A 2,308-nucleotide genomic window follows, 5' to 3' on the forward strand; every position below is an offset into this window, starting at 1 on the left:
AAGCTGAACCGACTTTAACAACAGAGTCGATCCAAACATCATGCTATTAGACATATCTAAATAGAGGATGACGGGTTGCTCTCGCTCTTCAGAAAATATCTTAGTATGCGGCTTACCGGTGCGGGCAGTGACTCGCCAATCAATACTGCGAATGTCATCGCCAGCTTGGTATTGACGAACTTCTGAAAAGTTCATGCCTCTGCCTTTACTGCGACTTTCGTGTTGACCGTTGAGCTGCGACCAGAGGCTTTTTGCTGGTGGCAGCCAACGAATTGCTTGAGCTTTATATTGCAAAAGCTCATCTAAGCTGAGTAATACACCATTACTGTGCCGAGGGAGTTGCGGATTCATGCTAAAAACTACGCGCTGCCAACAAGAGAGATAAGATGAGTGATCACCTGATTTGGCGTGATACCTTCAGCTTGTGCGTGGTAGCTACGTAATAAACGGTGGCGCAGCACTGGGAAGGCCATCGTTTGCACGTCTTCAGGTGTGACATAGTCACGGCCAGATAACCAAGCATGAGCGCGCGCACAGCGGTCAAGCGCAATAGTGGCACGAGGACTAACACCCATCTCTAACCATTGAGCGAGCTGGGGGCTGTATTTCTCTGGCTGACGAGTCGCCATAACCAGTCTCACAATATACTGCTCAATGCTCTCAGCCATGTGCACGTTCAGCACTTCTTGTCTCGCTTCAAATACGGCTTGTTGTGGCATTGGGGCTGGCTGTTCGAGTGCTTGGCCTTGTGCCTCGCCTCGATTTAAGCGAAGAATTGCCAGTTCACTTTCCATATCTGGGTAAGCGACATCAAGGTGCAGTAAAAAACGGTCGAGTTGTGCCTCTGGCAACGGGTAGGTGCCTTCTTGCTCAATCGGGTTCTGCGTCGCCATGACCAAAAACAATTCAGGAAGTGGGTAAGTCTTACGCCCTGCAGTTACTTGTTTCTCTGCCATTGCTTCCAGCATCGCAGCTTGTACTTTTGCTGGTGCTCGGTTGATCTCATCAGCAAGAATCAAAGAGTTAAAAATCGGTCCAGCTTGAAAGGTAAAGTCGCCGGTTTCAGGGCGGAAGATATCCGTTCCGGTTAGGTCGGCAGGTAATAGGTCTGGCGTGAATTGAATACGGTGGAAATCACCTTCAACGCAGTCTGCAAGCGATTTAACGGCGCGAGTTTTTGCCAACCCCGGTGGCCCTTCAACCAAAATATGACCATCGGCGAGTAGCGCAACCATCAGCTGTTTAACCAGCTCCTGTTGTCCAATGATTTGAGCCTCTAGATAAGTTTTCAGCGTGTTGAAGGCGTTTGAATGCATGACGTTGTCTCGGAGTATCTTGTATTGAAGTTGAAATTTTCTGTGTAATCACAGTGTATTAGCTACTTGGTTAGAAATTCTAGCCAAAAGTTCCGCAGAATGCTGAGAACTAACAGAGATCTGAATTTGATTGATGATTTTATCTTCAATTCAGTGATAATATTCAAAATAATAAATAATTTTTAAGCAGGAGAACGCATCACATTTTCGTCTTTTACTGACATTTACACACACGTTGCTCGCAAGGTTTGTCGTTCCAAACGTTTGCCTAAACGTAACGGGGGCCTATGGTGTTAGTGTTGCCATACGCTAAAGCTTATGAATAATTGGCCGATAATAAGCGAGTCACAATTTTACTTGCCCAATTTAGGTGTAGAGAGATGTTCAATTTAAATTCAATGAGTATTAAGCAGAAAGTGGTTGCCGGAATCACTTTTGCGGTACTCGCGTCAACGGTTATCGTTGGTGCAATGGCTCAGCGCCAAGCTAGAGACGTATTAAGCCACCGTTTGGTGGATATCGAGCTTCCGGGCTTACTCGAGCGCATCAATGGCGAAATCGCCCGTGAAGTATCGCAACTGCTACTTGCAGCTGAACAAGTGGCCTCTAATGAGTTCATTGCTGATGCGATTAAATCAACCTATCGCGATCCTGAAGTTGAAGCAAAGCTAGTTAAGCAGCTCAATAATGTTCGTAATCAGTACCAGTTCAATGATGCCTCGGTGGCAAACCGAGAAACGGCTTACTACTGGAACCAAAATGGCTTTCTACGCCAGCTTAACCAACAACAAGATGGTTGGTTCTTTGGCTTTACTCAATCTGGTCAACCGACCATGGTGAGCATGTTCCAAGAAGCGAACGGCGAAGTGAAGATGTTCGCGAACTACCAGCAACCTGCTGGCACGGCGATGTCAGGTCTGTCTAAGTCAATGGATGACATGGTTAGTCTATTGAATAGCTTCAAGATTGAGAATACCGGTTTTGTATTTCTA

Annotated in this window: 2 protein-coding genes and 1 pseudogene; 1 reads left to right on the plus strand and 2 read right to left on the minus strand. The window is 46.3% G+C overall.

Annotated elements, in window-relative coordinates:
* Both KIV40_RS26180 and KIV40_RS26185 read right to left on the minus strand, forming a co-directional pair.
* Nucleotides 1–351, minus strand: a 351-nt coding sequence (locus KIV40_RS26180) for a DUF58 domain-containing protein (RefSeq protein WP_285352108.1), incomplete at its 3' end; no start/stop codon positions are given.
* An 8-nt stretch (nt 352–359) separates the two neighbouring features.
* A complete protein-coding gene (locus tag KIV40_RS26185; protein ID WP_285352109.1) occupies nt 360–1,316 on the minus strand; it encodes a MoxR family ATPase in 957 nt (318 codons plus the stop codon).
* 380 nt (nt 1,317–1,696) lie between these two features.
* Between KIV40_RS26185 and KIV40_RS26190 the strand changes: the two are divergent.
* Nucleotides 1,697–2,308: pseudogene (locus KIV40_RS26190) on the plus strand (methyl-accepting chemotaxis protein); the annotation flags it as partial.

The organism is Vibrio sp. D173a, assembly GCF_030248475.1.